We start from the raw sequence: 6,242 nt of genomic DNA, 5'->3' as shown, positions 1-6,242 counted from the left end.
CGGCGTCGATGTGGTGGCGGACCGCTTGGTGCCAGCTCGCTGAGTCCACCGGCCCCGGGGCGGCGCCGCGCCGGTCGCGGCGGCAGCCGCGGGACCCGCACCGGACCGACGACCCGCAGGGAGCGACCCGTGCCCCACCCGCCGTCCGCCGCGCCCCCGCCGCCCACCGGCGCCGCCGCCCTGCCCGAGAGGCCGGCCCCGTCAGTGGAACTGCACGTCCGGACGGGAGCGGCGGGCTGGGAGGCGGGCGGCCACGCGGGCACCGCCGCGCGCACCGGTCCACCGGCGGCCCTCGTCCTCGCCCGGTCCGCCGCCTCCCTGCGGCGCCCGGACGCCCGGGGGGAGGACCAGCTCTGGGAGAGCGCCCACTGGACCTCGCCGCTCTGCCCGCTCGCGGCGCCCGCCACCGAACTGGTCGTCTCCTGGAACGCCGATGTCCCCCGCGGCTGCTGGCTGCGCGTGGAGGTGCTCGCCACCCGGTCGGACGGGCGCCGCACTCCCTGGCTCCCGCTGGCGGACTGGGCCGCCACCGACGAGGACATCGCACCCGCTTCCGCCGCCCCGACCGGCGACGACGTGGTCACCGCCGACACCGACACCCTCGCCGTGCGAGCGGCGGCCGCCGCACGCGGGCTCCGGATCACCGCCCTGCGGCTGCGGCTGACGCTCTGCCGCAGGCCCGGTTCCACCGCCGTCCCCGCGGTGCGGCGGCTGGCCGTGGCGGCCGCCGCGCTGCCCGAGCGCGAGACGGTGCCGCCCTCGCCCCCGGGACCGGCGAGCGGCGTCGAGCTGTCCGTGCCCCCGCTCTCGCAGTACGCCCACGAGGGCCGGTACCCGCACTACAACGGCGGCGGCGCCGCGTGGTGCTCGCCGACCTCGCTGCGCATGGTCCTCGCCGCGCACGGCCGCCACCCCGACCGTGCCGCCCTGGCGTGGGTCGAGCCGGGCCACGAGGACCCCGATGTCTGCCACGCGGCGCGCCGCACCTACGACCACCGCTGGGGCGGCTGCGGGAACTGGCCGTTCAACACCGCCCACGCGGCCGTCCACCGGGGTATGAACGCGGTGGTCACCCGGCTGGAGTCGCTCACCGCCGCCGAGGGGCTGATCGGCGCCGAACTGCCCCTGATCACCTCCCAGTCCTTCGAGGAGAGCGAGCTGCCGGGGGCCGGCTACGCGACGGCGGGCCACCTCATGGTGGTCTCCGGCTTCACCGCCGACGGCGACGTGGTCGCCCACGACCCGGCGGGGCGCAGCCGTGCGGCGGTCCGGCGCGTCTACCCCCGTCGGGCGTTCGAGACGGTCTGGCTGCGGACCCGGCGGACCCGCGCCGACGGCAGCGTCGGGACGGGCAGCGGCGGGGTCTGCTACGTGCTCTGGCCCGAGGAGGCCGACGCCCGGCAGCGGCGGGCACTGGCGGCGGTCGGGGTGCGGTGAGCTGCGGTGAGCGGCGGTGTCCGCGGCACGGCGCGGGCGAGGAAGATGGGGCCGGACGGTGCTCAAGTGGGGCCCGGTCGGGCATACTCCAGACGCCGGGCCCGCAGGTCACGGCCGCCGCGAACCGGCGGTCCGGGCCGCCCGGACCCACGGCGCCGCCACACCCGGTCGTGCGTCGTTCGCAGAGCACGACAGGGAGGAAGTTGCGAGATGGACCCCGTCCTGGAACCAGCGCCGGTGAGGCGCACGCTTCCGAGCGAGGAAGCCCGCCAACTGCTCGATCTCGTCAGGGAGATCGCTGCCAAGGAGGTCCGGCCGCCCGCCGCGGAGGAGGAGGCCGGCTCGCACTTCCCGCGCGGGTTGTTCCGGACGCTCTCCGAGACGGGTCTGCTGGGGCTGCCCTACCCCGAGGCGCTGGGCGGCGGCGGTCAGCCCTACGAGGTCTACCTCCAGGTCCTGGAGGAGCTGGCGGCGGCGCGGCTCACCGTCGGACTGGGCATCAGCGTCCACACCCTGGCCTGCCACGCCGTGGCCGAGTTCGGCTCCGACGAGCAGCGGGCGGAGCACCTGCCGGCCATGCTGGGCGGCGGGCTGCTCGGCGCCTACTGCCTCTCGGAGGCGGCCTCGGGTTCCGACGCCGCCGCGCTGCGGACCCGCGCCGCCCGTGACGGTGGCGCCTGGGTGCTGACCGGCACCAAGGCGTGGATCACCCACGGTGGAATCGCCGACTTCTACACGGTGCTGGCCCGTACCGGGGTCGACGGGCCGCGCGGCATCAGCGCCTTCCTGGTCCCGGGCGACGCCGAGGGGCTCTCCGCGGCCCTCCCGGAACGCAAGATGGGCATGGGGGGATCGCCGACCGCCCAGGTCCACCTGGACGGGGTGAGGGTGCCCGCGAGCCGGCTGGTCGGCGAGGAGGGACAGGGGTTCTCGGTCGCGCTCGCGGCGCTCGACTCCGGGCGGCTCGGTATCGCGGCCTGCGCGATCGGGCTGGCCCAGGCGGCGCTGGACGAGGCGCTCGCCTTCACCTCCGGGCGCCGTCAGTTCGGCCGGCCGCTCACCGACTTCCAGGGGCTGCGGTTCCAGCTCGCCGACCTCGCCACACAGATCGAGGCGGGCCGGGCGCTCTACCTCGCCGCCGCCCGGCTCCGCGACGCGGGCGAGCCGTTCTCGGCCCAGGCGGCCATGGCGAAACTGTTCTGCACCGACGCGGCGATGCGCGTGACCACCGACGCGGTCCAGCTCATGGGCGGCTACGGGTACACCGCCGACTTCCCCGCCGAGCGCTACCTGCGGGAGGCGAAGGTGCTGCAGATCGTCGAGGGGACCAACCAGATCCAGCGGCTGGTGATCGCGCGTCATCTGGCGGGGCCCGCGGGCTCCTGATGGCGGGTCGGGCGCGGCGCGACCCGCACGGCGTGCGAGAACGGCTGGCTGCGCCAGTCGAGGCCGGGGGGCAGGGCCAGGGCCTCGGTGTCGACGACACCCGCGGGCTCCATGACCGGCACCGCGGCGGGCACCGGGCGGCCCGAGCCGTCGCAGACGGTGGAGCCGAAGGGGTTCCAGGGCGTGGAGCAGACCGCGTGCGCGGGGAGTTCGGTCTCCCCGGGGCTCACGGCGACCGGCTGTGCGCAGCTGGGGCAGGCCCGCCGCACGACGACCGGATGGTCCACCCCGTCCTCGGCGTCCGCGAGCTCCTCCGGCCAGGGGCCGTCGGTCGCATCTGCCTCCGGGAACCGGTCCCCGGACCCGGTGGAGTGGAACTGCTTCACGTTGCGCATAGGGCATTCCCCCGTAGGACGGAACGGTGGGCCGACGGCCACACCAAGCAATGCCCATGGCACCTCCCCGTTAACCACTCTGTGCAACGACACTCGGCGCGTCGTGATGTGTCCTTCGTCACATTGCGGTGTTCCGCTTGCCCGACCCGGGCCCGATGCGGTGTCGGCCGGGCGCCCGGGGCGCTAGGTTGACCCGTTGTGGAGGAACTCGACCGGCGCATCGTGGAACTGCTCGTCACCGACGGGCGGATGAGCTACACCGACCTGGGCAGGGCCACCGGGCTCTCCACCTCGGCGGTGCACCAACGGGTGCGCCGGCTGGAGCAGCGCGGCGTCATCCGCGGCTACGCCGCCATCGTGGACCCCGACGCGGTCGGGCTGCCGCTGACCGCGTTCATCTCGGTGAAGCCCTTCGACCCCAGCGCCCCCGACGACATCGCCGAACGCCTGGCCGGTGTCCCGGAGATCGAGGCGTGCCACAGCGTGGCCGGCGACGAGAACTACATCCTCAAGGTCCGGGTCGGCGCCCCCACCGAACTGGAGGACCTGCTCGCCCGGGTCCGCAGCCTCGCCGGCGTCTCCACCCGCACCACCGTCGTGCTCTCCACCCCCTATGAGGCCCGCCCGCCCCGCGTCTGAGAGCGCTGGTCCCGCACACCCCTGAGACCGGCCGCCGCCCGCCGACCCCCCCGCGCAGCCGGCGCTGCGGCGCGCCGACCCCGGAGCCGGGCCGGCGCCCGGCGCACGCCAGACTTGCGGCATGACCGTCCCCATCGCACCCCGCCCCACCACGCTGCTGCGCGGCGGCACCGTCTACTCCCCGGCCGACCCGTTCGCCACCGCCATGGTGGTCGAGGGCGACCGCGTCGCCTGGGTCGGCTCGGAGGGCGCCGCCGAGTCCTTCGCGGACCGCGCGGACGAGATCGTCGACCTGGACGGCGCGCTGGTCACCCCCGCCTTCACGGACGCCCACGTCCACACCACCGCCACCGGCCTCGCCCTCACCGGCCTCGACCTGACGGCGGCGACCGGCCCCGCCGAAGCGCTGGCGGCCGTCGCCGCCCACACCCGCGCCCGGCCCGCCGACCGCGTCGTCCTGGGCCACGGCTGGGACCCGGCCGGCTGGCCCGGCGGCGCCGTCCCCGGTCGCGCCGCCCTCGACGAGGCCGCGGACGGCCGCCCGGTCTACCTCACCCGCGTCGACGTGCACTCGGCCCTCGCCTCGACCGCGCTGCTCGACCTGGTCCCCGGGATCACCGCCATGGCCGGGTACAGCCCCGACGGCCCGCTCACCGGCGACGCCCACCACGCGGTGCGCACCGCCGCCCACGAGACCGTCACGGCCGAGCAGCGCCGCCACGCGCAGCGGGCCGCCCTCCACCACGCCGCCACGCTGGGCATCGGCGCGCTCCACGAGTGCGCCGGCCCCCTCATCAGCGGCGAGGACGACTTCACCGGACTGCTGGCGCTCGCCGCCGAGGGGAGCGGGCCCCGCGTCTTCGGCTACTGGGGGGAGGCCGTCACCAGCGCCCGCCAACTGGACCGGGTGCGCGACCTCGGCGCCGTCGGCGCCGCCGGCGACCTCTTCGTCGACGGCTCCCTCGGCTCGCACACCGCCCACCTCCACGCGCCCTACGACGACGCGGACCACACCGGGCTGGTGCACATCGACACCGCCGCCGTCACCGCCCACGTCATCGCCTGCACCGAGGCCGGCGTCCAGGCGGGGTTCCACGCGATCGGCGACGCGGCGCTGACCTCGGTGACCGACGGCGTGCGGGCCGCCGCCGACCACGTCGGCATCGACCGGGTCCGAGCCGCGCGCCACCGCATCGAGCACGCCGCCCTCCTCACCGACGAGACGCTCGCCGCCTTCGCCGACCTCGCGCTCACCGCCTCCGTGCAGCCGGCGTTCGACGCCGCCTGGGGCGGCCCCGACGGCATGTACGCCTCCCGGCTCGGGGCCGAACGCGCGGCGCGCCTCAACCCGTTCGCCGCCCTCCTACGGGCCGGTGTGCCGCTGGCGCTGGGCTCCGACGCGCCGGTCACCCCCCTCGACCCCTGGGGGACGCTGCGCGCCGCCGCGTTGCACCGCACCCCCGAGCACCGCGTCTCCGTCCGCGCCGCGTTCGCCGCGCACACCCGAGGGGGCTGGCGCGCCCTGGGCCGCGACGGGGAGGGCACGCTGGTGCCCGGGGCCGTCGCCGACTACGCCGTCTGGCAGACGGGCGACCTGGTGGTCCAGGCGGCGGACGACCGCGTCGCCCGCTGGTCCACCGACCCCCGCTCCGGCACCCCCGGACTGCCCGACCTCGCCCCCGGCGAGCCCCTGCCGCAGTGCCTGCGCACCGTCGTCGGGGGCCGCGTGGTGCACGATCGACTGAACGGGTGATCTCCGGCGCGGGGCTACGCCGAACGACGTCGCACCGGCGTGGCGCACCCCCCGCGGCCGCTCGCCGCTGACCAGGTGTTTCCGCCGGAAAGCCGAGGTCACACGGGTGTTGACAGGCGGCGGTGATCCAGCGGTAGGTTCGGCCGGGTCCACCACGGGACGTCCGGCCGGACCCGCCGCAGTGCGGTCGTGGAGCGCCGCTGGGCCGTCGGGACGCACCGCCGCACCGGCGGGCCGTCGCCGACAGCCAGGTCCAGCGCCCGCGGCACCGACGCGACGGTCCTGCTCCGGTCGGCGGGTGAGACCCGGACGAGGCCCGGACGCCCAGTAGACAACGGCTCACGGCCGGCCCGCAGCCAGCGGGCCCCGGGCCGGCCCGAAGGGCGCCGGGCCTCCCTCCGAGGCTCTCCCCGCCCGTGCGGCACGCCGCGCCGGCTCAGCACCGCGGGCGGCGCGGTCCGGCCCCGGCACCGCCCGCCGCCGCGGCGGGGGTTCACGGTACGGTCAACGCAGTACCGCTTGATCCCCCAGGGAGGGCCACGACGTGGCATCGGGCCAGGAATCCGCCACCGCCGCGCAGCGCGCCGCTGCCCCAGCGACCGGCGCGCCCGCCGCCGGCGACGCCGGCGGAC

General features: G+C 76.9%; 5 protein-coding genes. 4 read left to right on the top strand and 1 reads right to left on the bottom strand.

Translation table 11 applies throughout. From position 1 onward, the window contains the following. Positions 1-129: 129 nt before the first annotated feature. Together HCN56_RS22610 and HCN56_RS22605 are read left to right on the top strand one after the other, a co-directional pair. Positions 130-1,437 (top strand): C39 family peptidase, encoded by a 1,308-nt coding sequence (locus HCN56_RS22610; RefSeq protein WP_312871382.1) that lies wholly within the window; start codon positions 130-132, stop codon positions 1,435-1,437. Between the two features lie 210 nt (positions 1,438-1,647). Next, positions 1,648-2,823 carry an acyl-CoA dehydrogenase family protein gene (locus tag HCN56_RS22605; protein ID WP_167974051.1) on the top strand — a complete coding sequence of 392 codons (1,176 nt, stop codon included), beginning with the start codon at positions 1,648-1,650 and terminating at the stop codon, positions 2,821-2,823. On the opposite strand, the gene HCN56_RS22600 is transcribed toward HCN56_RS22605, so the two are convergent. Then, on the bottom strand, positions 2,796-3,218 hold the full coding sequence (locus HCN56_RS22600) for a hypothetical protein (protein ID WP_209313065.1): 423 nt from the start codon (positions 3,216-3,218) through the stop codon (positions 2,796-2,798). The genes HCN56_RS22605 and HCN56_RS22600 overlap by 28 nt on opposite strands. A gap of 198 nt (positions 3,219-3,416) precedes the next feature. Here HCN56_RS22600 and HCN56_RS22595 point away from each other — a divergent pair, with 198 nt between their 5' ends. Both HCN56_RS22595 and HCN56_RS22590 read left to right on the top strand, forming a co-directional pair. Further along, positions 3,417-3,857: an Lrp/AsnC family transcriptional regulator gene (locus HCN56_RS22595; RefSeq protein ID WP_167974049.1), complete on the top strand. Its 441-nt coding sequence runs from the start codon at positions 3,417-3,419 to the stop codon at positions 3,855-3,857. 121 nt (positions 3,858-3,978) lie between these two features. After that, a complete protein-coding gene (locus HCN56_RS22590; RefSeq protein WP_167974047.1) occupies positions 3,979-5,610 on the top strand; it encodes an amidohydrolase in 1,632 nt (543 codons plus the stop codon). The last annotated feature ends 632 nt before the right edge of the window (positions 5,611-6,242 follow it).

It is taken from the genome of Streptomyces lonarensis, assembly GCF_012033735.1.
GTDB classification, from domain to species: domain Bacteria; phylum Actinomycetota; class Actinomycetes; order Streptomycetales; family Streptomycetaceae; genus Streptomyces; species Streptomyces lonarensis.
The sequence above is the reverse complement of the archived record's forward strand: the minus strand, read 5'-3'. Positions and strand labels throughout refer to the sequence as shown.